25 protein-coding genes are annotated in these 25314 nt (G+C 62.2%); 10 read left to right on the plus strand and 15 right to left on the minus strand.

Annotation, left to right across the window (positions count from 1 at the left end; all coding sequences use genetic code 11):
* Nucleotides 1-12 precede the first annotated feature (12 nt).
* From prfA to INHI_RS0106320, 3 genes are all read left to right on the plus strand, one after another.
* Nucleotides 13-1068 (plus strand): peptide chain release factor 1, encoded by a 1056-nt coding sequence (gene prfA, locus INHI_RS0106310; RefSeq protein WP_027247113.1) that lies wholly within the window; start codon nucleotides 13-15, stop codon nucleotides 1066-1068.
* Complete coding sequence (prmC, locus tag INHI_RS0106315; RefSeq protein ID WP_027247114.1) at nucleotides 1065-1922, plus strand: peptide chain release factor N(5)-glutamine methyltransferase; 858 nt, start codon at nucleotides 1065-1067, stop codon at nucleotides 1920-1922. The genes prfA and prmC overlap by 4 nt, the downstream gene beginning before the upstream one ends.
* 224 nt (nucleotides 1923-2146) lie before the next feature.
* A complete protein-coding gene (locus INHI_RS0106320; RefSeq protein ID WP_027247115.1) occupies nucleotides 2147-2866 on the plus strand; it encodes a DUF4167 domain-containing protein in 720 nt (239 codons plus the stop codon).
* Nucleotides 2867-3007: 141 nt separating this feature from the next.
* Here INHI_RS0106320 and rsmA read toward each other — a convergent pair whose 3' ends face one another.
* The 6 genes from rsmA to lptF all read right to left on the minus strand — a co-directional run bounded on the left by rsmA (nucleotide 3008) and on the right by lptF (nucleotide 10634).
* Nucleotides 3008-3853: a 16S rRNA (adenine(1518)-N(6)/adenine(1519)-N(6))-dimethyltransferase RsmA gene (rsmA, locus tag INHI_RS0106330; protein ID WP_014874971.1), complete on the minus strand. Its 846-nt coding sequence runs from the start codon at nucleotides 3851-3853 to the stop codon at nucleotides 3008-3010.
* A gap of 123 nt (nucleotides 3854-3976) precedes the next feature.
* Complete coding sequence (gene pdxA, locus INHI_RS0106335; protein ID WP_014880335.1) at nucleotides 3977-4954, minus strand: 4-hydroxythreonine-4-phosphate dehydrogenase PdxA; 978 nt, start codon at nucleotides 4952-4954, stop codon at nucleotides 3977-3979.
* On the minus strand, nucleotides 4951-6216 hold the full coding sequence (locus INHI_RS0106340; protein ID WP_027247116.1) for a peptidylprolyl isomerase: 1266 nt from the start codon (nucleotides 6214-6216) through the stop codon (nucleotides 4951-4953). Before INHI_RS0106340 ends, pdxA begins: the two co-directional genes overlap by 4 nt.
* Nucleotides 6201-8390, minus strand: a complete 2190-nt coding sequence (locus tag INHI_RS0106345) for an LPS-assembly protein LptD (RefSeq protein WP_027247117.1) — start codon at nucleotides 8388-8390, stop codon at nucleotides 6201-6203. The genes INHI_RS0106340 and INHI_RS0106345 overlap by 16 nt, the downstream gene beginning before the upstream one ends.
* Nucleotide 8391: 1 nt before the next feature.
* On the minus strand, nucleotides 8392-9495 hold the full coding sequence (gene lptG / locus INHI_RS0106350) for an LPS export ABC transporter permease LptG (RefSeq protein WP_027247118.1): 1104 nt from the start codon (nucleotides 9493-9495) through the stop codon (nucleotides 8392-8394).
* A complete protein-coding gene (gene lptF, locus INHI_RS0106355) occupies nucleotides 9492-10634 on the minus strand; it encodes an LPS export ABC transporter permease LptF (RefSeq protein WP_027247119.1) in 1143 nt (380 codons plus the stop codon). The genes lptG and lptF overlap by 4 nt, the downstream gene beginning before the upstream one ends.
* 226 nt (nucleotides 10635-10860) lie before the next feature.
* On the opposite strand from lptF, the gene INHI_RS0106360 reads away from it, so the two are divergent.
* Together INHI_RS0106360 and INHI_RS0106365 are read left to right on the plus strand one after the other, a co-directional pair.
* Nucleotides 10861-12336: a leucyl aminopeptidase gene (locus INHI_RS0106360; protein WP_027247120.1), complete on the plus strand. Its 1476-nt coding sequence runs from the start codon at nucleotides 10861-10863 to the stop codon at nucleotides 12334-12336.
* A 20-nt stretch (nucleotides 12337-12356) separates the two neighbouring features.
* The gene (locus tag INHI_RS0106365) at nucleotides 12357-12821 is read left to right on the plus strand and encodes a DNA polymerase III subunit chi (RefSeq protein WP_027247121.1); all 465 of its coding nucleotides are present in this window, start codon (nucleotides 12357-12359) and stop codon (nucleotides 12819-12821) included.
* A 33-nt stretch (nucleotides 12822-12854) separates the two neighbouring features.
* On the opposite strand, the gene INHI_RS0106370 is transcribed toward INHI_RS0106365, so the two are convergent.
* From INHI_RS0106370 to INHI_RS0106380, 3 genes are all read right to left on the minus strand, one after another.
* A complete protein-coding gene (locus INHI_RS0106370; RefSeq protein WP_014874963.1) occupies nucleotides 12855-13436 on the minus strand; it encodes a retropepsin-like aspartic protease family protein in 582 nt (193 codons plus the stop codon).
* Between the two features lie 67 nt (nucleotides 13437-13503).
* Entirely contained in the window at nucleotides 13504-14124 is a 621-nt protein-coding gene (locus INHI_RS0106375) for a MarC family protein (RefSeq protein WP_014874962.1), read from the minus strand.
* On the minus strand, nucleotides 14124-15977 hold the full coding sequence (locus tag INHI_RS0106380) for an ABC-F family ATP-binding cassette domain-containing protein (protein ID WP_027247123.1): 1854 nt from the start codon (nucleotides 15975-15977) through the stop codon (nucleotides 14124-14126). The genes INHI_RS0106375 and INHI_RS0106380 overlap by 1 nt, the downstream gene beginning before the upstream one ends.
* A gap of 243 nt (nucleotides 15978-16220) precedes the next feature.
* Between INHI_RS0106380 and ndk the strand changes: the two genes are divergently transcribed.
* Nucleotides 16221-16643 carry a nucleoside-diphosphate kinase gene (gene ndk / locus INHI_RS0106385; protein WP_014874960.1) on the plus strand — a complete coding sequence of 141 codons (423 nt, stop codon included), beginning with the start codon at nucleotides 16221-16223 and terminating at the stop codon, nucleotides 16641-16643.
* Nucleotides 16644-16747: 104 nt separating this feature from the next.
* Here ndk and INHI_RS0106390 read toward each other — a convergent pair whose 3' ends face one another.
* The 3 genes from INHI_RS0106390 to INHI_RS0106400 all read right to left on the minus strand — a co-directional run bounded on the left by INHI_RS0106390 (nucleotide 16748) and on the right by INHI_RS0106400 (nucleotide 17834).
* A complete protein-coding gene (locus INHI_RS0106390; protein WP_027247124.1) occupies nucleotides 16748-17272 on the minus strand; it encodes a DUF4112 domain-containing protein in 525 nt (174 codons plus the stop codon).
* Nucleotides 17265-17435 carry a YqaE/Pmp3 family membrane protein gene (locus INHI_RS20885; RefSeq protein ID WP_014874958.1) on the minus strand — a complete coding sequence of 57 codons (171 nt, stop codon included), beginning with the start codon at nucleotides 17433-17435 and terminating at the stop codon, nucleotides 17265-17267. The genes INHI_RS0106390 and INHI_RS20885 overlap by 8 nt, the downstream gene beginning before the upstream one ends.
* A gap of 69 nt (nucleotides 17436-17504) precedes the next feature.
* Nucleotides 17505-17834 carry a TfoX/Sxy family protein gene (locus INHI_RS0106400; protein ID WP_014880327.1) on the minus strand — a complete coding sequence of 110 codons (330 nt, stop codon included), beginning with the start codon at nucleotides 17832-17834 and terminating at the stop codon, nucleotides 17505-17507.
* Between the two features lie 239 nt (nucleotides 17835-18073).
* Here INHI_RS0106400 and INHI_RS0106405 point away from each other — a divergent pair, with 239 nt between their 5' ends.
* A complete protein-coding gene (locus INHI_RS0106405) occupies nucleotides 18074-19423 on the plus strand; it encodes a sugar phosphate nucleotidyltransferase (RefSeq protein WP_027247125.1) in 1350 nt (449 codons plus the stop codon).
* 93 nt (nucleotides 19424-19516) lie between these two features.
* Here INHI_RS0106405 and INHI_RS0106410 read toward each other — a convergent pair whose 3' ends face one another.
* From INHI_RS0106410 to INHI_RS0106420, 3 genes are all read right to left on the minus strand, one after another.
* Nucleotides 19517-21271: a SulP family inorganic anion transporter gene (locus INHI_RS0106410; protein WP_014880325.1), complete on the minus strand. Its 1755-nt coding sequence runs from the start codon at nucleotides 21269-21271 to the stop codon at nucleotides 19517-19519.
* Nucleotides 21272-21392: 121 nt separating this feature from the next.
* Complete coding sequence (locus INHI_RS0106415; protein WP_014880324.1) at nucleotides 21393-21605, minus strand: YgaP family membrane protein; 213 nt, start codon at nucleotides 21603-21605, stop codon at nucleotides 21393-21395.
* Between the two features lie 112 nt (nucleotides 21606-21717).
* Nucleotides 21718-22386: a Crp/Fnr family transcriptional regulator gene (locus INHI_RS0106420; RefSeq protein ID WP_027247126.1), complete on the minus strand. Its 669-nt coding sequence runs from the start codon at nucleotides 22384-22386 to the stop codon at nucleotides 21718-21720.
* A 297-nt stretch (nucleotides 22387-22683) separates the two neighbouring features.
* On the opposite strand from INHI_RS0106420, the gene INHI_RS0106425 reads away from it, so the two are divergent.
* Genes INHI_RS0106425 through INHI_RS20890 form a run of 3 tightly spaced genes read left to right on the plus strand, consistent with a single transcriptional unit; the run spans nucleotide 22684 to nucleotide 25294 of the window.
* Nucleotides 22684-24108 (plus strand): cytochrome ubiquinol oxidase subunit I, encoded by a 1425-nt coding sequence (locus INHI_RS0106425; RefSeq protein WP_027247127.1) that lies wholly within the window; start codon nucleotides 22684-22686, stop codon nucleotides 24106-24108.
* Between the two features lie 14 nt (nucleotides 24109-24122).
* The gene (gene cydB, locus INHI_RS0106430; protein ID WP_027247128.1) at nucleotides 24123-25127 is read left to right on the plus strand and encodes a cytochrome d ubiquinol oxidase subunit II; all 1005 of its coding nucleotides are present in this window, start codon (nucleotides 24123-24125) and stop codon (nucleotides 25125-25127) included.
* The gene (locus INHI_RS20890) at nucleotides 25127-25294 is read left to right on the plus strand and encodes a DUF2474 family protein (RefSeq protein ID WP_014880320.1); all 168 of its coding nucleotides are present in this window, start codon (nucleotides 25127-25129) and stop codon (nucleotides 25292-25294) included. Before cydB ends, INHI_RS20890 begins: the two co-directional genes overlap by 1 nt.
* The last annotated feature ends 20 nt before the right edge of the window (nucleotides 25295-25314 follow it).

Consider the following 25314-nt stretch of genomic DNA (forward strand, 5'->3'; position numbering starts at 1 on the left):
GACATTGCACGCATGATCCCCGAAGACCGCCTTGAACAGATTTTGCAACGGTTCCAGTATCTTGAGGCCGCAATGGCCGAGGGTGTTGCCGGTGCGGATATCGCGGCTTTGGCCAAGGAATATTCCGATCTGCGCCCGGTTGCGGAGCAGATCACCGCCTATCGCCGCTTGCTCTCCGATCTGGATGAGGCCGAACAGATGCTGGCTGATCCCGATATGGCAGAGCTGGCCGAAGAGGAGCTGCCGCAGCTGCGCGCCGCCCTGCCTGAGGCGGAACACGCGCTGCAACTGGCGCTTCTGCCCCGCGATGAGGCGGACGCGCGCCCGGCTATGCTGGAAATCCGCCCCGGCACCGGCGGCGATGAGGCAGCCCTTTTTGCCGGTGATCTCCTACGCATGTATCAGCGCTACGCCGAGGCACGGGGCTGGGGGTTTGAGATCATTGAAGAGCAGACCACCGAATTGGGCGGGCTGAAAGAAGTGGTGGCCCATGTGAAGGGCGAAAACGTCTTTGCCCGGCTGAAGTATGAATCCGGTGTCCACCGCGTGCAACGGGTGCCCGTGACAGAATCCGGGGGCCGCATTCACACCTCCGCTGCTACCGTCGCCGTGTTGCCCGAGGCGGAAGATGTGGATCTGCGCATTGATCCCGGCGACCTGCGGATCGACACCATGCGGGCCTCCGGCGCCGGCGGTCAGCATGTGAACACCACCGATTCTGCCGTGCGGATCACCCATATTCCGACCGGCATCATCGTTGTCAGCTCTGAGAAATCCCAGCACCGCAACCGCGAGATTGCCATGCAGGTGATGCGGACGCGGCTCTATGATCTGGAACGGCAGCGGATTGACAGCGAACGCTCAGCGGATCGCGCCAGTCAGGTCGGTTCCGGGGATCGCTCCGAACGGATCCGGACCTATAACTTTCCGCAGGGGCGGATGTCGGATCACCGCATCAATCTGACGCTCTATAAACTGGATCAGATCATGCAGGGCGATCTGGATGAAATCATCGACGCGCTGACGGCGGATGATCAGGCGCGGCTTCTGGCCGAGATGGGCCAATGAACGCGCCGCAGACAGCCGCTCAGGCGATGGCCGCTGCGGCTGCACGACTGCGCGCGGCTGGCGTTCCGGATCCCGCGCGTGATGCGCGTGTTCTACTCGCCCACGCCGCCCGGATCGAGGCCAGCCGTGTCACGTTGATTGCACCCGAAGATCTGGCGCCGGAGATTGCCGAACGCTATGAGCAGCTGATTGCCCTGCGCGCCATCCGGGTCCCGGTCTCGCATCTGATCGGCGAGCGGGAATTCTACGGGCGACGGTTCAAGGTCTCCGGCGATGTGCTGGATCCGCGCCCGGAAACCGAATGCCTGATCGAGGCGGCACTGGCCGAACCCTTCTCGCGGGTTCTGGACCTTGGCCTCGGATCCGGGTGCATTCTGGTCACCCTGCTGGCAGAGCAGGCCAACGCAACCGGTGTCGGCGTGGACCTGAGCGAGGCCGCCTGTCTGCAGGCTAGCGCCAATGCGGTGCTGCACAGGGTCGAGCCGCGCGCCGAAGTCCTGCAATCAGACTGGTTTTCGGCGGTGGACGGCCAATTTGATCTGATCGTCTCCAACCCGCCCTATATTGCGCTGGATGAAATGTCCGACCTGTCAGATGAAGTGCGCGGGCATGAGCCTGAGATGGCGCTGACCGATGGTGGCGACGGGCTTGCGGCCTATCGCGTCATCGCGGCGGAGCTTGGCGGCTATCTGGCGCCGCAGGGGCGGGTGTTTTTGGAAATCGGCCCGACACAAGGCGCCGCCGTGAGCGATCTTCTGTTGTCGGCAGGGCTAAAAGAGGTCCGTATCATCCAGGATCTCGATGGGCGCGATCGGGTGGTTTGTGGCCGCGGCTGTGGCGAAAACACCTCCTAAATTCGTGAAAATGGCCAGAATTCGCAGTTTCGTAAGAAAAAGCACGGATAATAGCGCCTAACCCCTTGTCTGAACGGGCGTAACATGATTACTCAAAGAGGTCGCCTTCGGGCGAGGTCAAGAATACCTCCCGGCGACATCAAGCCCAAAATGGTCGATGATCCGGCGCAGAGGCGCGCCGATATGGGTCCACGACAAATACAATCAAGGCTGACGTTAGGCATATGAGATCGTCCAAATCACGTTCGCGTTCCAAGTCGAACCGGAATCGCCCAGCAGGCGCAAATGTTGTCAACCGTGTGTTCGACAGCTCTGGCCCTGAGGGTAAGGTTCGCGGAACGCCGCAACAGATCATCGATAAATACAATCAACTGGCGCGCGATGCCCAGTTGAGCAATGATCGTGTTGCCACCGAGAATTTTCAACAGCACGCCGAACATTACCTGCGCATGCTAAATGAAGCCCAACGCGAAATCGATGCGCGCCGTGAAGAGCAGGAGCGGCAAAACCGCGAGCGCCAGGCAGAGCGTGATCGCGAACGCGCCGAGCGGCTGGAGCGTCAGGAGCGCGAGGCGGGCAGCCGCAGCGATGATCCGGCAGCAGCCCCTCAGCCAGAAGTCATGGACCCGCGCGACAGCAACGGTGACAGCGGTCTGGTGGAAACCCCCGAGAGCCGCGATCAGGCCGCAGCGGAGGGTGACAGCAAGCCGCAAAAGCCTCAGGTCCGCAAACCGCGCAGCCGCAAGCCCAAGGCAGAGGGCGGCAAGGCTGAAGGTGGAAAAGCAGACGAGTCCAAAGGCGATGACACTGCAGAAACTGCAAGCACGCAGAGCGCGCCAGCAGACGCAGGCGAGGCTGCCCCGGCACCGGAGCGCAAACCTGCGCCTCGTCGCAAGCCGAAGCCGAAACCCTCGGCCGAGGATGCGCCTGAGGCCGCAGAATAACGCAGTGCGCATGGCCGCATTGCATGAGACAAAGAAAAACCCCCGGCCTGAGATCAGGCCGGGGGTTTTTCTTTTTGATCATCTGTTCTGCTTGCCGATCAGCAGCACCGCGGCCAGCTGTTCAGCCCAGCCTATTAATCCCTAGTCCAGAGGCTTCAGGCTGCGGGCCAGAGCACAGAAGGCCTCCAGCCCGACCTGCTCGGCGCGCTCGGTTGGCGGAATACCAACGGCATTCAGGTGATCCTCGATATCTGGGCTGACGCTCTTGAGACTGGCGCGCAGCATCTTGCGGCGCTGGTTGAAGGCTGCGGCCACCACCTTGTTCAGGGTTCCGGCATCTGCCGGATAGCGCGGCGCCTCAAGCGCTTTCAGATGCACCACCGCGCTATGGACCTTGGGCGGCGGGCTGAAGGCTTCGGGCGGCAGCGACAGTACGATACGGGCATCCGCGCGCCATTGCGCCAGCAACGCCAGTCGCCCATAGGCCTTGCTGCCCGGCACGGCCACGATCCGCTCCGCGACCTCACGCTGGAACATCAGGGTCAGGCTCTGCCAGAACGGCGGCCAGGCCTTCGGCGTCAGCCAGCGCACCAGCAGCTCGGTGCCGACGTTGTAGGGCAGATTGGCGGCGATGCGGATCGGCGGTGTCAGATGGGTAAGGGGGTTCACCTCCAGCGCGTCGCCCTCGATCACTTGTAACCGCCCGGGATAGGCGTCGGAAATCTCCGCCAGCGCGGGAATGCAGCGACTGTCCTTCTCCACCGCCAATACGCGGCGCGCACCCTCTGCCAGCAGACCACGGGTCAGACCACCGGGACCAGGGCCGATTTCCAGCACATCACATTCGCTGAGATCGCCGGCCTGACGGGCGATTTTTGCGGTCAGGTTCAGATCCAGAAGAAAGTTCTGGCCCAGCGATTTGCGCGCCAGAAGCTGGTGAGTCTCGATCACCTCACGCAGGGGAGGAAGGGAGTCGATAGCGCTCATATCATCGGTACCTTGGGACGGGACGCAGCGGGCTGCGCCAGAGTGTTCATGCCTCCGGCGGGGATATTTCCGGCCAGAAGAAGTTGCAAGGGCCAGCGTTCAGTCTGCAGACCGTGCGCCGGGTCAACTGCACGCCATAGACTGTGCCAGCCGCAGCGCCTCGATCAGGCTGGAGGGGTTGGCAATGCCCTGTCCAGCGATATCGCAGGCGGTGCCATGGTCCGGCGAGGTGCGGATGAAGGGCAACCCCAGCGTGACATTGACGCCGCGGTCGAAATCCAGCGTCTTGATCGGGATCAGCGCCTGATCGTGATACATGCAGATCGCCGCGTCGTAGCGGGCGCGGGCCGCTGCATGGAACATCGTGTCGGCAGGGTGCGGCCCAGAGAGCGTATAGGCGCCGCCCTGCATATCGGCAATCAGCGTGCGCATCCAATCCAGTTCTTCGTGGCCCATGGCGCCCTCTTCGCCGGCATGGGGATTTAGGCCCGCAATTGCGATCCGGGGGTGCGCCAGGCCAAACTGATCGCGCAGCCCCTGGGCGGTGATTTCGATCGTGGCCCGCAGGCGGTCGGCGGTCAGCGCCTTTGGCACCTCCGCGAGGGCAATATGGATGGTGGCAGGCACCACCCGCAGCGCCGGGCTGGCCAGCATCATCACCACATTCTGCACATTGCCGAGATGGGCAAGGAATTCGGTATGGCCGGGGAAGGGAAACTGCGCCCCATCCATCAGCGCCTTCTTGTGGATCGGCGCGGTACAGAGCGCGCTGGCCTCGCCGGATTGCACCAGCGCGACACCGGCCTCAATAGCACGGATGACACCGGCGGCATTGTCGGGGTTGAGCTGTCCGGGCACGGTTGGGGCAGCAAAGTCGACCCGCAACACAGGCATAGCGCTGGCACTGACATCGACGGCCTCAGCGGCATTGTCGATCTCTTGCCAGTCTGTTCCCGTGGGCAGGTGTCGAGGATCGCCCAACCACAGGAACGGGCAACTGTCGCGCAAGTCCTGCCAGGCCTTCACCGCCAGTTCCGGGCCAATGCCCGCCGGTTCCCCACAGCTGAGCGCGATGGGCAAGGGGCGGGCAGGGCGGCTCATTCGTCGCTGATCCGCGCGTCAGCTTTCAGCTGCTCCAGCAGGCTGTCGGCAAAGGCCCCCAGCCGCTGCTGGGTCAGCGCGTTGCCGACGCTTTCGCGGCTGGCTTCGGCGTTCACCTCTGCGGTGCGGCCACACAGCATCAGCAGCATCAGGGTCTGGCCATTGTTGCGGGTCAGCGCCAGCGAGGTCTCATTGGGATCCAGTTTGGCCAGTTCAATGGCGATATCCTGCGGGATCTCCGCAGGGGCCAGCGTTTCACGGTCCAGCACAGACGGATCCTGATCCTTGGCCACGCCGTAAAGATCGTCACAGGTGTCGATGGCGTTTGCAACCTTGGTGCCTGCGGCCAGCGCCTCGGGGGTGCGGCCTCCGGGCAGGTAGTAGGCTGCGTATTCGATAGCGGCGTAGCTGGGCGCTGCACCGCTGGTTTCGCGCAGATCACGCAACTGGAACAGGGCGACGGCCCCATCCAGCGGCAGCGGGGCGGTCACCTCGCCCGGGCGCAGGCCCAGAACCACTTGTTGCAACTGCGGCGGCAGGTTGGTCAGCGGCATCCAGGGCAGCCGACCGCCGCTTTGCCGGGTGGCCGTTGCGGAATATTGCTGTGCTGCCTGTGAGAAGGCGCCGGTGGTGGTGATCCGGCTCACCTGTTGGGCGATTTCCTCAACCTGGGCTGCGTTCTGCGCGTTGATCGGCATGATCAGCTCAGACAGAAGCACCTCAACCCCGCCAGAGCCGGCCAGCCCCATGGCGCGGTCGATCTCTTCCTCGCTGGGGCGGGCCTGTGCCAGATAGCGGGCGGCGACATATTCGCGCCATGCGATGCCCACGCGGGTGAAATCCCGCAGGGTTTCAGGTGCCACGCCGTTCTGACCCAGCACATTCAGGAATTCCTGCAGGCTGAGATTGGCACGCCCGGCCAGCTCGGTCATGCCTTCGACGATCTCTTCTTCCGTCGGTTCAATCCCGGCCTGCGCCAGCACATCCAGCTTCAGCCGGTCGAGGATCAGATCCTCGCGGGCCTTTTTCTGCGGATCGCCCGGATCGCGCAGCAGCGTCAGGAAGCGGGCGCGCTGCTGCAGCTCATAATTGGTGACCACTGCGTCGTTTACCGTCACAGCCGGGGCGAACAGCCCCTGCGCCGCCGCAGGCGCCGGGCCAAACATGACCGCCGTTGCCAAGGCAATGGCTGCTGCGCTCTGGGTCAGGCGCTGAACGAAGGGGGCCGAATCTTGGGGCCGGAAACTCAGGTGTTTTTGCATGATCGCCTGTACTTCTTGCTGCCGCTGTCCACGGAAAACCCGTTTAACGCGATGGTAAAGCCGAAATCCGTTGTCGGCTCAACACTTGTTGTCGATGTATAGCGCCGGTTGACCGAAAGATCGACCGTCACGCATTCATTGGAATAGACCAGTCCCAGCCCGGCGCGGGTGGCGCGGGCATCTGAGATGTCGTAGCGCAAACTGGCGCTGGCGGTCCAGCCGGGGGTGACCTCATAGGCGCCGTCGAACCAGAGTTCGGAGACCTCTTCGGAACGACCTTCGGCGGGGTCGGTCCCCAGCCACATATAGGTGCCGGTCAGGCGGCTGCGGTCAGTCATCCAGTCGCCGCGCACCTCTGCCTTGGAGAAGTTGAAAGACCCGTTGAGCAGCCCGCGCGTGGTGATCGCAAGGTCGTCGTTCAGCTTCAACTGCGCGGCCATCAACAGGTCGGAGGAGGTGCCGCCAAGGCCGGAACTCTTGGTGAACCGGCCATCGTCGCTGTCGCGGAACACCTGACCGATGGTGGCAGAGGCCTGCCAGCCACTGGGCGAGAACCGCGCCCAGTTCAGACCGTAGACCACGGTGACCCCGTCCTCGCGCGCATCCGTGGCCGGAAACCGTGAGAGTTCCAGCAGGTTGCCACGATCAAACTCGACAAAATTGCTCTCGTCGTTGGGCACAGCCGTGTCACCGGTATCGGTCCAGCCGATTTGCAGGATCGGTTCCAGATATTGTGTTGCGCCGGATTGTTCGCGCCGGGTCATCGGCAGCCGGAAGGTCAGAGCGCTGCGCGGGCTGAAGCGCGAAGTCTTATTGGCAAATACGCTATCATCATAAACCGCGAAAGCATCCGCCGCCGCCCCCAGCGACCATTCCGCGACCAGACCGCTGCCAAAGCGCCAGCTGCGCTGCCAATCCACGTCGAAGGTCGCCCGGCCAACATCCCGCCCGCCCGGATCGGTCAGGTTGCCCTTGATGTCCGAGGTCCGGTTGTGGCCATGGGTTTCCAGTGACAGCCGTAGCTCGCCGCCGATCTGGGTCGGGAAAAACCGTCGCTCGTAGTAAAGATTGCCGATCGAGGAGGGGATCAGATCCTGATTTTCACTATCCCGCAGGGTCTTGTAGGAAATGGCACTGGCGCGGAACAGGCTGTCGCGCTGCACTTTGGACACCACCACCTCAGAGCGCAGCCGGTCCAGATCGCGCAGGCCATAGTCCACCAGATAGGCGTCATCCGACACGGTCTTGAGGTCAAAGCGCAGTTTGAACTCATTGCGCAGATCAAATGTCCCCTCGGCAAAGACATAGCCGCGATCTTCGCCCCGGTAGAGCTCATCGCGGGTATAAGCGCCGTTGATCTCGATCTCACCGCGCCGGAATGCCTGCCGATAGCGCATGTCCAATGTCCGGGTGCGTGACGACAGATAGGGCGATAGCGTCAGATCGCGGTGGGGGCCGATGGTCAGGAAATATGGCACCTTCACCCCGGTGCCGAGGTTGGAGGTGGTGCGGATTGACGGGATCAGAAAGCCGTTGGCGCGCTCCAGCGTTGGGTCGGGCAGGCGGATGCCGGGAAAATAAAAGATCGGCGTATCCAGCACCCGTAGCTGGGCATTCTCAAGATAGAGCTGGCGCTCCTGCTGGTCGTGGGTGATCCGCTCGGCTCGGATCTGCCAGAGCGGCGGTCGCCCATCGTTGCAGACATGGCAGGAGGTGACAGCGGTTTTGTACAGTTGGGTGTAACGCCCGCCGACCCGTGTCATCTGCAGCGAGGCCAGTTGCAGCTGCTGCTGGAACACCATTCGCGCGCCCACCAGCAGACCGTTGCGCAGGTCGCGGTCCAATTCGGCGGCATCCGCCAGAATGGTGATATCGCCGCCTTCGTCGATGCGGATAGGGCCCTCGATTTGCAAGGCGCCCTGCGTCTGGTCAAAGGTAATCTTTCGCGCCGTCAACCTGATGTCGCCCTGAAACGCCTCGACATTGCCCTCTGCCACCAGCGTACGGTCCGGGGTGATAAACAGCTGATCGGCGACAAGGATGGCCGGGGCCTGCGATGATTGTGCGCTGGCAGAACCCAGAGGCGCGCTCTGGGCGTGGGCCACATTGGTGGTGGCCAGCTGGGCAACCGCCAGCCAGGGCAAAACCGTCGAAAGCAACAGGGCGCGGCGCATGTTATCCGTCCTCGGCATGTAAGAGTAACCCCATCGTCAGCAGGATCGCGGCCACCGGCGGTGCCCAGCCGGCCAGCGCCACGGGGATCTGACCATTCTCCCCCAGGATCTGCGCGAAATTGCGCAGGAAATAAAGCCCAAACCCCAACAGCACAGCTGTCAGCACCGCCAGTCCCGTGCCGCCAAACCGCGCATGGCGCATGGTGAAGGCCGCGCCGACAAGCGCCATGGCGATCAGGAACAAGGGCCGCGCCAGTTCGACTTGCAACCAGACCTCATAGCGTTTGGTGGAAAAGCCCGCCTCCGAGAGTTCGCGAATGGTGGCGGGCAGATCGTAGACTGAGATCCCAGTCGCAGTGCCCAGCGTGTCGCGGATCCGTTCCGAGGTCAGCGTGGTCGACAGGCGCAGGGTGGAGTGACGTTCGGCATTGGTCTCCGGGTTTACCCCCACGATCAGCGGCCAGACCTTGGCCTTGGTCAGAACCCAGTCACCGCCATCCAGCGCGGCCTCTTCCGCCAGCGTCTGACGGATCGGGCGGCCTTCCGGGCCGTAGGACAGGATCGTCAAATCAAAAAGTGTGATATCGTCGGTATCGCCGCTGTAGCCGGTGGCATGAATGACCGATTGCCCCTGTGCGCCGCCCTGACGCAGCCACAGCCCCTCACCGGTGAGGGATAGCGCCGCCGGGCCGCCGTTGCGATAGGTCTCCGCTAGGTCGCGGTAGCGGTTGGAGGTCGCCGCCACAATCGGGTTCAACGTGCTGACCGCCAGCACACCGATCAGTGCTGCCAACAGGACAGGCGCCGCCAGCGCCCGGATGCCGGAGCGGCCAATGGCGCGGGTCACCACCAATTCGCTGCTGCGGGCAAGGCCGATGAACAGCACGATGGTGGTCAGGATCATGATCAGCGGCAAAAATTCACTCAGCGCGGCGGGCGTGTTCAGCAACGTCAGGCCAAACAATTGGCCCAGAGACAGATCCTGAGCCTCAAACCGGCGAATTTGCTCGTTCAGGTCAATCAGCATCACAAGGGTCAACAGAACCCCGCAAATCACTGCAAACCATTGAAGAAACCGGCGCGCGTAATAGAAATCAAGGGTCATGTCGCACGCTCCCTGCGGGTATGGCGGCTGCGAGCCAGAACTGGCCCCAGTGGCTTCGCTGCCAGTTGCAGGAAGACCAGCCCGACCAGCAGCCCGATCAGCGTTGGCAGGTAGATCAACGGCCAGAGATCCGCGTTCTGTAGCACCGGTTCCGACACCACGCCGCGCAGCCCCTCAACGAAGATCAGCAGGACAAAGGCCAGCAAGGCCTGCCGCCAGACCCCAAAGCGCGAGAACCCGCCCAGCATCAGCGCCGCAAACCCGATCAGCACAACCGCCACACAGACCAGCGCCCGCGCAAACCGAAGGTGTAATTCCTCTGCCAGCGCACCCGCACTGTAGGGACCATCGGCTACCAGCTTGGCCCGGTCACCCAGCAATTCCAGGCTGGGAATGGCACGGATATTGCGGGTTTTCTCTTCAGCTTTGTTGGCAAGGCTGCTGATATCATAGGAGAAGTCGGAGAATATGGTGGAGGAAAGTCGCTGCGTTTCCGTATTGATACGCTGTGACATGCCATCGACCATCACCAGATGGGTCCTCTCGCCGTCGCGCACCAGATAAGCCTTGCCCCCGGTGTAGGTCACACTTTCGGCAGCGTTGCGGCGGTCAGATAGGAACACGTCATTCAGGGTGCCATCGGGATCAATCCGACCGATGTAGAAGGTCACGCCGCGCGCAGGATGCAGGAAATCTCCTTCGCTCAGCAGCTTGGCGGTGACATTGCGGGCAACTTCGGATTCGCGCTGCTCCAGCGTGGCAATTGAGGCTGGCAGCAGCACATGGGTCAGGATCGACATCATCACCGCCGTGATGAGGCCAAAGACCATCGCCGGTTTCGCCATCTGCCAGGGGCTGGTGCCGGTGGCCCGCAGCACCGTCAGCTCACTCTCGCTGTTGAGCCGGTTGGTCACCCAGACCGAGGCGGCAAAGGCCGCGACCGGCAGTACCATACGCACCAGATTCGGCAGCGCGAGCGCGGTAAATTCGAGGAAAACCAGAGCCGACTGTCCGTCACCTATCAACCGGTCAAACAGCACTACAGCGCGGTTGATCCAGAACACGGCCACCAGAATCAAGGCAAAGAACCCGAAGAACAGCAGGTATTGGGACAGCACATATCTGTCGTATCGTGACACGCGATCCCCCCAGATCCTACTGCCCTTGTTTTGAGGTGACCTTAGAGGATTTGTTTGCCGGGGAAAACTGCATTCTGAGCACGGGCGACAGTCGGCTGGTGATCGCAGAACCAGCCATGCCTTGTACTAGGGTCTCACGTCCAAAACACATCTGTCTCTAGTCATCGTCGCACAGGCAGGCTACCTGTTGGTGATTGAGGAATTGACCCTGACAGGAGCCCCGAATATGCGTCCGCTGACCCCTACACGTTTTGTCGAATTTGATCCCAAGACCCTCTCCGATATCGAGGGCCGCGTGGTGGTACAGATCACCCCCGAAGGGACATTGGGGCAGGCCGCGCGCACCGCAAACCGGCTGACCAAAGGCGCGCTGGCGCGTCTGGTGGAGGCCAAGAGCTTTGAGAAGGCCAAATCCGGCGATGTCATCTCTCTGGCCTGGCCCGCAGGTATGAAGGCCGAAGCGCTGGATATCCTCGTCACCCCGCGCAAGATCAGCCCGATTGAGGCGCGCAAAGCGGGTGCCAAGCTGGCCGCGCGCAGCGGTGGCAAACCCGTGACCGTGATGGCGGGCTCCATGCCGCGCGCCGCAGATCTCGCTCTGGGGATGGCGCTGCGGGATTACCGCTTTGACGATCATAAAACCGGTGACAAGGACCCGTCCGAGGCCGAAGTGGTCATCGCCCATAAATCCCCTGCCGATATCGAGGCCAGCTACGGTCCGCTGGCAGCTGTGGCAGAGGGCGTGCATATGACCCGCGATCTGGTCAATGAGCCTGCGAATGTTCTGACCACCACCGAATTCGCCAATCGTCTGGCCGAGATGGAGAGCCTCGGGCTCAAGGTTGAGGTGCTGGAAGAGGACCAGCTGGAAGAGCTGGGCATGCGGACGCTGCTCTCGGTCGGGCAGGGCTCTGACAGCCCCTCCAAGGTGGTGGTGATGCAGTGGAACGGGGGCGAAGATGATGCCGCCCCGCTGGCGTTGGTGGGCAAGGGCGTTGTCTTTGACACCGGTGGCATCTCGCTGAAGCCTGCGGCGGGCATGGAAGATATGACCATGGATATGGGCGGCGCCGGCGTCGTTGCAGGCACCATGCGCGCCTTGGCCCTGCGCAAGGCGAAGGCCAATGTGGTTGGCCTTGTCGGGCTAGTGGAAAACATGCCGTCGGGCAACGCGACCCGTCCGGGCGATGTCATCAAATCCATGAAGGGCGACACGGTTGAGGTGATCAACACCGACGCCGAGGGCCGCTTGGTGCTCTGCGATGTGATGTGGTACGCGCAGGAGCGGTTCAAACCTGCCGGGATGATCGACCTCGCCACCCTGACCGGTGCGATCATCATTGGTCTCGGCCATGAAAATGCCGGTGTGTTCTCCAACGATGATGCGCTCTGCAATGCATTCCTCAAGGCTGCCGAGGCCGAGGGCGAGGGAGCATGGCGCCTGCCGCTGGGCAAGGCCTATGATGATCTGCTGAAATCGCGCATCGCGGATATGAAGAACATCGGTGGCCGCGCCGCGGGGTCCATCACCGCAGCCCAGTTCCTGCAACGGTTTGTGCAGGACGACACCCCATGGATCCATCTTGATATCGCCGGTGTGGCGTCCGTCAAAACTGATACTGATTATGCGCCCAAAGGCGCCACCGGCTGGGGCGTCATGGCGCTGAGCCGCCTGGTGCAGAACATGTTTGAAGCGGACTGAGGCAGGCTGAGACACAGACCATGGGGGCGGCCTATTTCTATCACCTGACCCGGCGTTCGCTAGAAGAGACGCTGCCGGTTCTCCTCGACAAGGCGCTTGGCGCCGGGTGGCGCATTGTTGTGCGCGGGGTAGACCTGCCGCGGATCACGCGGTTGGACGAACGCTTGTGGCTGGGGGCGGAGGATCAGTTCCTGCCCCATGGTCTGGTCGGCGGCCCCCATGACGCGCTTCAGCCTGTCCTGCTCAGCCATGAGACCACGCCGGTGCCCGGCACAAGCTGCCTGATGACGGTGGATGGCGCGGAGGTCACGGCGGAAGAGGTAACAGCGCTGGAGCGTGTCTGCATCCTGTTTGACGGCACCAGCCCGGACGCAGTGGCCCGCGCACGGGTGCAGTGGAAATCGCTCACCGATGCGGGGTGTTCCGCGCAATATTGGTCCGAAGAGAGCGGGCGCTGGGAGAAAAAGGCCGAGAAAGCCACCTAAGGCACCAACCCGCGCAGGGCGGCGGCGCTGGCCTCAGCGGGTCAGGATCAGCGATCCGTTGCGGATCTCGATACTCGACCAGCGTTGCAGATAATCCATGCCCAGCAGCGATTGGTCCATCTGCCCCTCGTTCACTGACAAGCTGATGTTGCGGTCTGTGATGCCGCCCAGTGACATGCTGTCCACCTTGGCCAAGGCGGTGCGCACCTCGCCATTGGCGGTCCGTGCGCGTCCCAGATAGGCCAGATCATCGGGGTTCAGGCCAACCCGTCGGGCATCTTCATCGTTCAGCACCACGGCGCTGGCGCCGGTATCGACCAGAAACTGTACTGGCACGTCATTCACATCCACGGTCAGGTAATAATGTCCGTCGCGCGCGCGGGGCACATCGACACGGCCCGCGTCGCGCATAACCACCTGCTGCGGCTGAACCGTACTGCGGATATCTTCCCACAGGCCGTAACCGGCAATCACCCCAAGAAAGATGAACGCCCAGATCGCCAGCTGTTGCACGGTCTTGCCCAGCCCCTGCCGGTTCTGCACGAACACCCAGGAGCCAACCGCGACCAGCAGCAGCACCAGATATATCAGCCGTGGGGTTTCGATGCCGTCCAACTTGCTTCTCCTGCGCTATTCGGGCTTCACCGCCTAATATGGGAAGGAAATCACCTGTTACGAGGGGTTACCCCCCGGCAAAGCCAAAGGCCCGCAGACCGTCCAGCACAAACTGCACCGACAGCGCCGCCAGCAGCATCCCCAAGAGGCGGGTCACGACGGTAATGCCTGTCTTACCCAACAGTCGCTCAAACAGGCCCGAGAACAGGCACATGATCAGCAGGATACCCAGCACTGCAAAGACGACACCCATCACCATGGCAAACCCGGCAAAACCCGGCTGTTGGCCGGTCAGTAGGATCACCGTGGCGATGGAGCCGGGACCGGCAATCAGCGGGATGGCCAGCGGAAATACCGATGGGTCGTCGAAGTCATCTTCTTCGCTGCGGTCCTCGCGCCGCTTGTTGCGGCGCTCAAACAGCATGTCGAGGGCGGTCAGAAACAACAGAACGCCGCCCGCGATGCGGAATGCTGCCATGGAAATCCCGGCAAATCCCAGCACCGCCTCACCAAAGGCAGCAAACACCGCCAGCAACACGGCGGCGGTCACGGTCGAGCGCAGGGCAATCGCCCGGCGCTGCGCCGGTGTCATACCCTGCGTCAGCGCCAGAAAGATGGGGGTCAGGCCAATCGGATCCACGATCACGAACAGCGTGACAAAGGAGGTGATCAGAAAGGCGGTGTCCATCACAGGGCCTCCGCTTTCTCAAGCTTCTCCACCGCCTTCAACCACAGATCCTCTGCCCGGTCCTGCGCTTCCATCACTTCCGCGTATTTGCGTTGCCAGACCACGGCCTCATCCTTCCGCTCTTCGTCATAGAGGGCCGGATCGGCCAGCTTCTTGGCCAGTTTGTCACGCATTTCACTGACCTTCTCCAGCCGTGCCTCACCTTTGCGGACCTCGGCCCGCAACGCAAGCAGCGCATCGCGCGACGGGCGTTTGGGCTTTTCGGCTTTGGTCTTGGATTTGCCCGCCGGTTTGTCGCGCGTCAGCAGCAGATCACGATAGGAGGGCAGATCGCCCTCATAGGGTTTCACCGTGCCGCCGGAGACCAGCCACAACCGGTCCGCCACAAGGCTCAGCAGGTGCATATCGTGGCTGACCAGAATGACCGCACCAGAATAGGCGGTCAGGGCCTCCACCAGCGCCTCGCGGCTTTCGATGTCCAGGTGGTTGGTCGGCTCATCGAGGATCAGGAGGTGCGGCGCGGGCAGGGTGGCCAGCAGCAGCGACAGACGCGCCTTTTGCCCACCGGACAGCCGCCCCACCTCGGTATCGGCCTGATCCGACCCGAGACCAAAACCCGCCAGCCGCGCGCGCAAACGGGCCTGTCCCTCATTGGGGCGCTCGCGTTGCAGATGCTGCAACGGGGTTTCGTCAATATGCAGCTCATCCACCTGATGCTGCGCAAAAAAGCCGATCCGCAGCTTGCTGGACTGGGTCATCTTGCCGGTCATTACACCCAGACGCCCAGACAGCATCTTGGACAGAGTGGATTTGCCCTCGCCGTTCTTGCCAAGCAGCGCGATGCGGTCGTCCTGATCAATGCGCAGGTCCAGACGGCTCAGGATTGTGGTGCCGTCATAGCCCACCGATGCGCCTTCGGTGGCGATGATCGGCGGCGAGAGTTCTTCGGGTTCGGGGAAGGTGAAGACCGTGCGCGCAGCGTCTTCGGGCGCGCGGATGGTTTCCATTTTCTCCAGCATCTTAACCCGGCTTTGCGCCTGTTTGGCCTTGCTGGCCTTGGCTTTGAAACGGTCCACAAAGGCCTGCAGATGGGCGCGGCGGGCGTCCTGTTTCTTGGCCTGAGCCGCCTGATTGGCGCGATTGGCGGCACGCTGACGGGCGAATTGATCGTAGTTGCCGGAATAATAGGTCAGGCCCAGCTCTTCGAGATGCAGGATGCCGTTCACTGACCGGTTCAGCAGCTCGCGGTCGTGGCTGATGATGATCACCGTGTGCGGGTATTTGACCAGATAGGCCTCCAGCCACAACGCGCCTTCAAGGTCGAGATAGTTGGTCGGCTCATCGAGCAGCAACAGATCTGGTTGCGAAAACAGCACGGCTGCCAGTGCCACCCGCATCCGCCAGCCGCCGGAAAAGTCCGAACAGGGGCGCTGCTGCGCTTCATAGTCAAACCCCAGCCCCTTCAGGATCGAGGCGGCGCGCGCCTCCGCCGACCAGGCGTCGATATCGCTCAGCCGCGTCTGGATTTCGGCGATCCGATTGGGATCCTGTGCCGTCTCGGACTCCGCCAGCAGCTCTGCCCGCTCGGTGTCCGCCGCCAGAACCGTCTCGATCAGCGACACATCAGAGGCCGGTGCCTCCTGCGCCACGCCGCCGATCCGTGAGCGACTGGGCAGGGAGATGCTGCCGGATTCCAGAGACAGCTCATTGCGGATAAGGCGGAACAGGGTGGTCTTGCCGGTGCCGTTGCGGCCCACCAATCCGACCTTGTGGCCTGTGGGGATCGTGGCGCTGGCGCCATCGAAGAGAAGACGGCCTTCGACCGCATAGGAGATATCGCTGATACGTAACATGGCAGCGGTGTGACCCAGTGACCCGGTGCTGTCAATTGGCCTCAGGGCGTCCAATGGGCCAAAGCGTGCCGCGATACGTCTGAGCGGGCATATATGTCGCGACTTTGGCCTGCGGATGGCCCGCGCCGGGCAGGGGGAGTGCAACAACCCCCTTCCCATGAGGCGCAAGCCATGTTAGGCGGCGCGCGAAGTTTCCGGCCCCGGGAGGTCCTTTCCGCGGCCCAATATGCAGGAGTATGCCTAATGGCTCTGGAACGTACCTTTTCGATCATCAAACCCGATGCAACCCGCCGCAACCTGACCGGCAAGATCAACGCCAAGTTCGAAGACGCAGGTCTGCGCATCGTTGCACAAAAGCGCATTCACCTGACCAAAGCACAAGCGGGCGAGTTCTACGCCGTACACGCTGAGCGTCCGTTCTACGACGAACTCTGCGAATTCATGGCATCCGCGCCGATCGTTGCTCAGGTTCTGGAAGGCGAAAACGCCATCGCGAAAAACCGCGAAGTCATGGGCGCCACCAACCCGGCCGACGCAGCTGCGGGCACCATCCGCGCTGAGTTCGCCGAATCCGTTGGCGAAAACTCCGTTCACGGCTCCGACGCACCGGAAACCGCAGCGGTTGAGATCGCATATTTCTTCTCCGGTCTGGAGCTGGTCGGCTAAGCCACCGCTGTTTCAGCATGAGAACATGAACAAAGGCCGCGCCGGAACATCCGGGGCGGCCTTTTTCGTAACGCGCCTCCGGGCGCGATCGCCGGTGATATCGGTCAGCTATGGCGCAGCCGTGCATCGGCTGGGCCGTTCGTGGATGCTCTGCCGCTGCGGCTGTGCAGGCGTTGCGGCAGATTACGGGCGGCCTTCAATGTCCTGCGGGTTGGGGCGTTGATATGCTCGAACCCCCTGCGGGCCAGCCGTTTGGCCAAGGGCTCGCCCGCCATCGTCTTTTTTTCGAGATGCCGCCTCAGGATGGCAACGTTGCGCAGATTGGCCTTCCAGCCGATGTCGAATAGGTCACCCACCAGGGGGATCGTACCGATCACAGCGTCAACGCCGATATTGCCAACCATCCGCGCCAGCGTGCCGGTTGAGGCGCCCATGCGGTAGCCGGATAGCACAATGTATCCCGCAGGCGCCAGCGCCAGCGCATCACCGACGCCCGGCACAAGTCCAAGGATACTGTCCCAGCCGACCCGCGCACCCAGAACAGGCAGGCGGAAGGCGCGGTCCATGCCATGCGCCAGCCGCTCAAGCGACTGCAGGCGCTCCTCGTGCGGGGTGTCGACATTAGGCATGTTGGGGCTCCCGTGCGATGACCCAGACGGCGTGCACGATGCCGGGGATATAGCCGAGCAGGGTCAGCAGGATATTCAGCCAGAAATGTTTGCCCAGACCGACCTGAAGAAAAACGCCCAGCGGCGGCAGAATGACGGCGGCGATAATACGAATAAGATCCATGATAGCTCTCCCAAAGCGTTGGTTGCTGTTACAGATACAACTCGCAAAGCTCGGGAATGGTTCCCGTTCTCACCGCCGCTCGATCACCCCGATCTCATTGAGGGCGCGCTCGAATTCAGACCTGCCGGCATCAAAGCTGCCAGCTTTCAGCGCATCAAATCGTTTGCGCAGGGCCGCTTTCTCTGCGCCTTTGCAATCATTCCAAGGTCGCCCCTGCAGGGCCATCACCAAAACGTAATAGCCGATGAAATGCGGTCGGTTGCCCGCTTCAAGCAGTCGGGTATAGGCCGCATCCGCCCCCAGCGTGCGCAGCGCTTCGGCAGAGGGGATGCCCGCCTTGGTACAGGCCGCCTCAAAGGCGGGGCCAAGATTGCGGATGGAGGAAACAGGCGTGGACATACCGGGAACATATCCGCCAAAAGCGCTGCTGTCACGGTAGGATTTTAGGGAAATTTGAACCACTTCTATGATGAATTGCACAGAGGTCGAACGCTAAGGTTGTGCAGGTGCTATCCTTTTTCGCGCCCAGAAACACCCACTGGATAGAAGATCGTGATCGCTGAAACCCCTAATGTGAAATCAACACGCCCGCTCTGGGTCATCCCAGAACCGCCAGGATACACCGAAAGGACTGCAGCATGATCTTCCCTATCGTTCTCGCCGGAGCCACAGATGCCGATATTGCCAGCAGCGCAGATATGGTGCCGATGCATTTTGAAGACGCCGCCGGCGTCGAGAGCCGCTTTCAGACTGTCCTGTCGGCCATTGCCGCACCTGAATTTCACGCTCCGACGGTGCTGACCAGCGACACCTTTGCGGAGGTGGCACACTCCCAGTTGGAGGCCACAGGCATCACCGGCCAGTTGCTGCTTGAACCCGGAGCCACCAAAACTGCTGCAGGTGTGATCGCGGCTCTGCATTGCCTGCGGGCTTCGGCTGACAGCGTTGTTCTGATCCTTCCTGCGGATCAGGATTTTGATGACGCCAACCAGCTTCAGGATGCGCTGGCTCAGGGGGTTCTGGCGGCACAGCAGGGCGATATTGTGATGCTGGGGGTGCAGACGGATCGTGCCTGCCGCAGCCATGGCTATATCGAATGTACGCAGAGCCTCACCGCAGAGGCTGCAACCCCGGTGAGCAAGTTCCTCGATCAGCGCAGCCCAACCTTTGATGGCTGGCGTGAGCAGCCTGCCGCAAAGCTCTGGAACACTGGCATTTATCTTGCCCGGCTCGACACGCTGCTGGCGGTCTATAAGAAGCACGCTGCCCGGATCCTGATGCCCAGCAGGACGGCGGTTGCCCGGGGCCTGCAGGTGAATGGCATCCTGACTCTGGATCCCGAAAGCTATCGCCGGTCCCGTGGCAGCTCCTTTGAAAATGCGGTTCTGCGCCACCTTGATGGTCTTTCGGTTGTGGAACTGGATGCAGGCTGGAATGAACTCGACGCTTGGCAGGTTGAGCCTGAGGTCGCCAGCGATGCCGAATGGGAAGCCTGGCTGTCCGGTAGCATCTCGGGTGAGGCTGGCTGGTGCAAAACCCTGCCACATAGCCGCAAGGCGTCTGCAGAACGCCAGACCGCAACCCTGCACGAGAGCAACGATGCGGCGACTTTGGCCAGCTGGTACGGCGATCAGCTGCGCGAAGGGGGCGCCCGCACCGCCAAGCAAGGCACCATGGAGAGCTGGGGCCACAGCGAGACCCTCGATATGGGCGCGCAGCACATCGTCAAACATCTGACTGTGTTGCCCGGACAAAGCCTGCCGCTTTCTGTGGCAACGCTGGGCACCCATTGGCGGGTGGTCGAAGGCTCCGCAATGGTTTCGTCGCAGGAGCGGGTGCAGATGGTCTGGCGGGATCAAAGCCTGACCAGCGGCGGCGAAATCCAGCAGATCGACAATATCGGCATTCGGCCCCTGCACCTGATCGAAGTGGCGCCGACCCGCAGCATCCGGATGGCAGAACGCAGGGTCCTCTCCGGCGTTGCTTAGGGGCCCCGCCGGAACACCGGCTGACCACCACCGACAAGGCAGACCCGGGCCGCGCTATTTCGCGGCCCGGTTTGCGTTTGGTGGGGGTTGTGCCTAACCACCAAGGGACGGCACGGAGAGACGTGTCTCGCCCCCGGCAGGCCGCAATGCCTCCACGGCGTCATGCTGGCTCAGAAACACCTTACCGGTCAGGTGATCCAGCAGCGCCCCGCGCCGCAACCGGTCCATGACCGGTCCCTTCACCTCCGACAGATGCAGCATCACGCCCATCTCTGACAGCCGGTGCATGATCTCCTCCAGCGATTCCAGCGCACTAAGGTCGATGTCATTGATGGCCGAGCATTGCAGCACAACGTGATCAATCTGCGGATCATCGGCCACCCGACGATGGATGCAATCCTCCAGAAACCGCGCATTGGCGAAAAACAGGCTCTCATCCACCCGCAGGGTCAGCAGGCCGGGGTGGGTCTCCACCTCGTGGCGCAGGATATTGCGGAAATGTTCGGTGCCCGGCACCCGGCCCACCTCGGCAATATGCGGGCGGGACGATTTATAGAGATGCAGCAGGATCGACAGAACCACCCCAGCCGAGACACCCGCCTCGACCCCCATCAGGAGCGTCAGCGCAATGGTGGTCAGAACGGCGGCGAAATCGGCTTTGGAGTAGCCCCAGCTCTTGCGCAGGATGGAGAAATCCACCAACCCCAAGACGGCGGTGATGATGGTCGCGGCAAGGGTCGCCTTGGGCAGAAAATAGATCAACGGTGTCAGGGCCACGGCGGCAATCGCCAGCCCGACCGCAGTAAAGGCACCCGCTGCCGGGGTTTCCGCTCCGGCGTCAAAATTCACCACCGACCGGGAGAATCCGCCGGTCACGGGAAACCCACCGGTGAAGGCCGCGCCGAGATTGGCGGTGCCCAGACCGATCAGCTCCTGATCCGGATCGATCCGCTGGCGCCGTTTGGCGGCCAGAGTCTGCGCCACGGAAATCGATTCCACAAATCCGATGACGGAAATCAGCACCGCTGGCAGCAGCAGCTGTGCCAGCAGGTCCTGTGATAGATCTGGCAGGGTGAGGGGCGGCAACGCCTGCGGCACCGCGCCGACAATCTTCACGCCACGCTCCGCCAGCCCCAGTCCCCAGACCGCCAGCGTGGTGACGACAACTGCGGCAACCGGCCCGGCCTTGGTCAGAAAACCCGCAAGGCGCGCGCCGATCCCAAGCCGACGCAGGGTCGGGTTCAGCCCCCGCCGCACCCAGAACAGAAATACTGTAGCGCCGCCGCCGATTAGTGCGGTTGGCCAGTTGAGCTGCGGCAGATGCTCAAGCAGCGACAGGATCAATTCAGGCAGGGTGTGCCCCTCAGCACTGATCCCCAGCAGATGCTTGATCTGACTGGTGGCGATCAGCACGCCGGAGGCGGTGATAAATCCGGCAATCACCGGATGCGACAGGAAATTTGCCAGAAACCCCAGCCGCAGCAGCCCCATCGCCAATAGGATCGCGCCGGACAGTGCGGCCAGCGACAAAGCCGCGACCGCGTAACCCATGCTGCCCTGTGCGGTGATCTGGCTCAGGCTGGCGGCGGTCATCAGGGAGACCACCGCCACCGGCCCCACGGCCAACGCGCGGCTGGTGCCAAATACCGCATAAAGCAGGATCGGCACGATTGAGGCATAAAGCCCGGCCTCAGGTGGCAAACCCGCCAGCAACGCATAGGCCAGCGACTGCGGGATCAGCATGATGGTGACGATCACCGCCGCAATCAGGTCATTGGTCAGGGTCAGGCGGTCATACTCCCGCCCCCAGGTCAAAAGCGGGACATAGCGGGTCAGGAGAGAGGGCATTCAGGTCTTTCTTTGCGTGTGACGTACAGTCTTGCAGCGGGGGTGGGTCTCAAGCCGGTGCATCACCTTGAACGCCAGCGCGGCGCCGTGGTCAAGCGGTAGACAGCGCGATAGGCCGGGATCAGAGCTTGCAGCTGCGCCAGCCAAGAATCGTGTAGACCGGACAGCTGCGGGTGAGCGCCACCAGAAGCATCACCACTCCGGCAGCCACCGACAGCACGGTTGTCCAGGTTGCGGTAAAAATGGCAAATCCGCTGACAAAGGGCGCGGCGATCAGGGCAACGCCCAGCATCAGGCGCATAATCCGGTCGAGGGTGCCGACGTTTCTGGTCATCTTATCTACTCCTTGGCGATATCTCCTCGCCAGAAACCGCAGATCGCCCCGTTCTGTCTGTGACAAAGTCACCCTTGCGCCCAACCATCGCCAAAAACCGGGGCGGTGCGGGTCAGCGCCCGGCCAGCTGCCGCAGCGCGTCGCGATTCACGATGTCGACACTGCCGCGCGCCAGCTGCACCCAGCCCCGGCGCTGAAACTCCTGCATCTGGCGCGACACCACCTCGCGTGCGGTGCCCAGATCCACGGCCAGCTGCTGATGGGTCACCGCCAGATGGTCGCCTGCTCCGGCCAGATCCAAAAGCCCCTGCGCCAGCCGTACGTCAACGCGCTGAAACGCGACCTCGTCAATCACCAGAAACAGATCGGTGATCCGCTTGGAAAAGGCCGAGAAGACAAAGCTGCGGAACTCCGCAGAGGCGGCAACCAGCGCGTCAAACACCGATCGGGGCAGGGCGGCGGCGGCCACATCCGTCTCGGCAACGCCTTCTGCAGCGTAATCCTCATAGGCCAGCAGGCAGGCGGTGGTCAGCACACAGCTCTCGCCCGCATTGATCCGGTAAAGCAGGATCTCGCGCCCGCTGTCGGAGACCTGCTGCACCCGGACCGTGCCGTCCAGCAGGAACAGCATGTTTTCGGGTGACTTGCCGGGACCAAAAATCACTGCGCCCTTCGGCACATTCACCAGCGCGGCCTCAGCGAGGATATGCGCCTTGGTCTCTGCATCCAATCTGGCCAGTCCGGCGAAACGATCAATCCAGAGAGGGTGTGCCGGGGTCATAGCTGTCATTCCGTTCTCGCCTGCGCCATTCTGCCACCTTCACCTGCGGACCAAAGGTCTGGCCCGGATCAGCCCTGTCAAAAGCTCGTTGAAACTGGCTGTGCAATGACTTTTTCAGGAACTAGCATAGATTGGCGCTGTGCGGAAAACCTGAGACCTGTCGCCGCGCTGCGGCTTTCTGCCACCTGCAATTCTGCGCTCCAGTATTAGCTTTGTCACAAGAAGAAGGCCGTCCAACCACGGTTGGCACTCCTAACCGGTCAGGGGCGGCGCCGAATTCTAGGAAAGAGACCAGATATGTTTGATGGGCTAACAGCCGAGACACTGGCACGTATGCAATTTGCGTTCACTGTCTCGTTTCACATCATCTTCCCGGCATTTTCCATCGGCTTGGCCAGCTATCTGGCCGTGCTGAATGCACAGTGGCTGCGCACCCGGGATGAAACCTACTACACCCTGTTTGAATACTGGAAAAAGATCTTCGCGGTCGCCTTTGGCATGGGGGTCGTCTCCGGTATCGTAATGTCCTACCAGTTTGGCACCAATTGGTCGGTGTTCTCGGATAAGACCGGCCCGGTTCTTGGCCCGTTGATGGCCTATGAGGTGCTATCTGCGTTTTTTCTTGAGGCCGGGTTTTTGGGTATCATGCTGTTTGGCCGTGCCCGCGTCGGGGACAGGCTGCATATGTTCGCCACCGCCATGGTCGCCTTTGGGACGCTGATGTCGGCCACATGGATCCTGAGCGTGAACAGCTGGATGCAGACACCTGCAGGCTACAGCATCAATGAGGTTGGCCAGTTTGTGCCGGAGGATTGGTGGCAGATCGTCTTTAATCCCTCCTTCCCCTACCGCTTGGTGCATATGGTGCTGGCGGCCTTCCTCACCACTGCGCTGGTGGTGGGGGGTGTCGGCGCGTTGCACTTACTGCGCGACAAAACCGATGCAGCGGCGCGGCGGATGTTCTCCATGGCGATGTGGATGCTGGTGGTGGTTGCCCCGCTCCAGATCTTTGCCGGGGATATGCACGGGCTGAACACGTTGGAACATCAACCGGCCAAGGTGATGGCGATGGAAGGTCACTATGACAGCCACCCAGAGGGGGCTCCGCTGATCCTGTTTGGCCTGCCGAATGCCGAAACAAAATCAATCGACTACGCTATTGAGATCCCCAAACTCTCAAGCCTGATCCTGAAACATGATCTGAATACGCCGCTGGCCGGGCTCGACACCATCCCGGACGAGGACGAGCCGCCAGTCGCGATCCTGTTCTGGAGCTTCCGGGTGATGGTCTGTCTTGGCTTTGCGATGGCGGGTCTTGGGCTCTGGTCGCTTTGGGGGCGTCTGCGTGGGCAACTTTATGACAGTCGCTGGCTGCACCGCGCCTCGATTGCGATGGGGCCGATGGGGTTCGTTGCGGTTCTGGCTGGTTGGATCACCACCGAGGTCGGGCGCCAGCCGTTCACGGTCTATGGTCTGCTGCGCACCTCTGACAGTCTGGCGCCGGTGTCCGCACCTGCGGTCGCGGCCTCCCTCACAGCGTTTGTGATTGTCTACTTCTTCATTTTCGGGGCTGGAACCTTCTACATCCTGCGCATGATGAACAAGGCACCTGCGACCCGCAATCTTGGCCTGCGTGATGGCCCTGTGCGCGCGGCGGGGATCACTCCGGCGCAGCAGGTCGACCGAGACATCACCGATGATCCCACCCCGCAAGGCAACTGAGAGAGGTCCTTACTATGTTGTTTGATCTATCCTTCATCTGGGCCGGAATCATCGCCTTTGCGGTGCTGACCTATGTTGTCCTCGACGGGTTCGACCTTGGCGTCGGCATCCTGTTCCCCTTCGCCACCTCGGAGCGCGACCGGGCCACCATGATGAACTCCATCGCGCCGGTCTGGGACGGCAATGAGACATGGCTGGTGTTGGGGGGCGGGGGGCTGTTTGCGGTCTTTCCGCTCGCTTATGCGGTGATCATGCCGGCACTCTATATGCCCATCACCCTGATGCTGCTGGCGCTGGTGTTTCGCGGTGTGGCTTTTGAATACCGCTGGCGCACCACCCGCTGGCGCGGCGTCTGGGACAGTGCGTTCTTCGGTGGATCCGTGGTCGCCGCCACCATGCAGGGCATTGCGCTGGGCGCGCTGGTGCAGGGGGTCGAGATTGAAGGCCGCGCCTACGCAGGTGGCTGGTGGGACTGGCTGACGCTGTTCTCGGTTCTCACCGGGCTGGCGGTGTTGACCGGCTATGCGCTGCTGGGCGCGACCTGGCTCAATATGAAGACCGAAGGCGAGCTGCAATGCCAGATGCGCGGCTACGCCCGCTGGCTTGGGGCAGGAACGCTGGCCGCTATTGGGCTGGTCAGCCTGCTGACACCGTTTCAGGACCCGGAGTATTTCCGCCGCTGGTTCAACCTGCCCGGCAGCCTGTTCAGCCTACTGGTGCCAGGACTGGTTGCGCTGTGCAGTTACGCGCTGTTTCAGGGATTGAAAGGGTCGCGGGACGCGCAGCCATTCCTCGCCGCGCTTGGACTTTTTGTCCTCAGCTTCATCGGGATCGGTATCAGTTTTTATCCGTTCATCGTACCGCCGGGCCTGACCATTGCCGAGGCCGCGGCCCCGGATGAAAGCCTGATGTTCACATTGGTCGGCGCGGTGGTGCTTGTGCCGCTGATCCTGGGCTATACCGCCTATGCCTATTGGGTATTCCGCGGCAAGATCAACCCGGAGGAGGGGTATCACTGATGCGGGGAAAGCCCTTGAAAACACCAGCCAATAGCCCGAACCCGCAGCCCGAACCGGGCGCCTCGCGCCCTGTTGGTCGGCTGTTGTGGTTTGCTGCGATCTGGATTGCCAGCGTCGCTGCCCTGGGCTGCGTGGCCTACGTCATTCGCTGGGCGGTGGTTCCCTGATCTTGGCAACTCGATCGGAT

Source organism: Phaeobacter inhibens DSM 16374 (assembly GCF_000473105.1).
Classification (GTDB): domain Bacteria; phylum Pseudomonadota; class Alphaproteobacteria; order Rhodobacterales; family Rhodobacteraceae; genus Phaeobacter; species Phaeobacter inhibens.

Excerpts from the sequence above, each read along its gene's own strand:
- INHI_RS0106425 (WP_027247127.1), top strand. The coding sequence starts at position 22,684 with ATGTTTGATGGGCTAACAGCCGAGACACTGGCACGTATGCAATTTGCG.
- INHI_RS0106390 (WP_027247124.1), bottom strand. The coding sequence starts at position 17,272 with ATGCCTAATGTCGACACCCCGCACGAGGAGCGCCTGCAGTCGCTTGAG.
- rsmA (WP_014874971.1), bottom strand. The coding sequence starts at position 3,853 with ATGAGCGCTATCGACTCCCTTCCTCCCCTGCGTGAGGTGATCGAGACT.
- INHI_RS0106365 (WP_027247121.1), top strand. The coding sequence starts at position 12,357 with ATGGGGGCGGCCTATTTCTATCACCTGACCCGGCGTTCGCTAGAAGAG.
- INHI_RS0106420 (WP_027247126.1), bottom strand. The coding sequence starts at position 22,386 with ATGACCCCGGCACACCCTCTCTGGATTGATCGTTTCGCCGGACTGGCC.
- INHI_RS0106405 (WP_027247125.1), top strand. The coding sequence starts at position 18,074 with ATGATCTTCCCTATCGTTCTCGCCGGAGCCACAGATGCCGATATTGCC.
- INHI_RS0106360 (WP_027247120.1), top strand. The coding sequence starts at position 10,861 with ATGCGTCCGCTGACCCCTACACGTTTTGTCGAATTTGATCCCAAGACC.
- pdxA (WP_014880335.1), bottom strand. The coding sequence starts at position 4,954 with ATGAGCCGCCCTGCCCGCCCCTTGCCCATCGCGCTCAGCTGTGGGGAA.
- INHI_RS20885 (WP_014874958.1), bottom strand. The coding sequence starts at position 17,435 with ATGGATCTTATTCGTATTATCGCCGCCGTCATTCTGCCGCCGCTGGGC.
- INHI_RS0106340 (WP_027247116.1), bottom strand. The coding sequence starts at position 6,216 with ATGCAAAAACACCTGAGTTTCCGGCCCCAAGATTCGGCCCCCTTCGTT.
- INHI_RS0106320 (WP_027247115.1), top strand. The coding sequence starts at position 2,147 with ATGAGATCGTCCAAATCACGTTCGCGTTCCAAGTCGAACCGGAATCGC.
- INHI_RS0106415 (WP_014880324.1), bottom strand. The coding sequence starts at position 21,605 with ATGACCAGAAACGTCGGCACCCTCGACCGGATTATGCGCCTGATGCTG.
- cydB (WP_027247128.1), top strand. The coding sequence starts at position 24,123 with ATGTTGTTTGATCTATCCTTCATCTGGGCCGGAATCATCGCCTTTGCG.
- INHI_RS0106400 (WP_014880327.1), bottom strand. The coding sequence starts at position 17,834 with ATGTCCACGCCTGTTTCCTCCATCCGCAATCTTGGCCCCGCCTTTGAG.
- ndk (WP_014874960.1), top strand. The coding sequence starts at position 16,221 with ATGGCTCTGGAACGTACCTTTTCGATCATCAAACCCGATGCAACCCGC.
- INHI_RS0106375 (WP_014874962.1), bottom strand. The coding sequence starts at position 14,124 with ATGGACACCGCCTTTCTGATCACCTCCTTTGTCACGCTGTTCGTGATC.
- prmC (WP_027247114.1), top strand. The coding sequence starts at position 1,065 with ATGAACGCGCCGCAGACAGCCGCTCAGGCGATGGCCGCTGCGGCTGCA.
- prfA (WP_027247113.1), top strand. The coding sequence starts at position 13 with ATGATCCCCGAAGACCGCCTTGAACAGATTTTGCAACGGTTCCAGTAT.
- INHI_RS0106380 (WP_027247123.1), bottom strand. The coding sequence starts at position 15,977 with ATGTTACGTATCAGCGATATCTCCTATGCGGTCGAAGGCCGTCTTCTC.
- INHI_RS0106345 (WP_027247117.1), bottom strand. The coding sequence starts at position 8,390 with ATGCGCCGCGCCCTGTTGCTTTCGACGGTTTTGCCCTGGCTGGCGGTT.
- lptG (WP_027247118.1), bottom strand. The coding sequence starts at position 9,495 with ATGACCCTTGATTTCTATTACGCGCGCCGGTTTCTTCAATGGTTTGCA.
- INHI_RS20890 (WP_014880320.1), top strand. The coding sequence starts at position 25,127 with ATGCGGGGAAAGCCCTTGAAAACACCAGCCAATAGCCCGAACCCGCAG.
- INHI_RS0106410 (WP_014880325.1), bottom strand. The coding sequence starts at position 21,271 with ATGCCCTCTCTCCTGACCCGCTATGTCCCGCTTTTGACCTGGGGGCGG.